This window comes from Pseudomonas sp. SDO55104_S430 (assembly GCF_054070595.1).
The window spans coordinates 1-267 of sequence record NZ_JBSVXG010000521.1 but is presented as its reverse complement, the minus strand read 5'-3'; the positions used below and the strand labels follow the sequence as shown (position 1 = coordinate 267).

The 267-nt window shown below is 60.7% G+C and carries 1 protein-coding gene; it reads left to right on the top strand.

The features are described 5' to 3' along the window. On the top strand, window positions 1-267 hold a 267-nt coding region (locus ACW9JE_RS30965), incomplete at both ends, for an AMP-binding enzyme (RefSeq protein WP_457434941.1).

The window sequence follows — 267 nt, the reverse complement described above, 5'->3', positions numbered from 1 at the left end:
GTTACTACTGGATCACCGGGCGTGTGGACGACGTGCTGAACGTGTCCGGCCACCGTATGGGGACGGCCGAGATTGAATCGGCGATGGTCGCTCACCCGAAAGTTGCCGAGGCGGCGGTGGTGGGTGTGCCGCACGACATCAAGGGGCAGGGGATTTATGTCTATGTCACGTTGATTGAAGGTGAAGAACCGAGCGAGCAGCTGCGCCTGGAGCTGAAGAACTGGGTGCGCAAGGAGATCGGGCCGATTGCTTCGCCGGATGTGATCC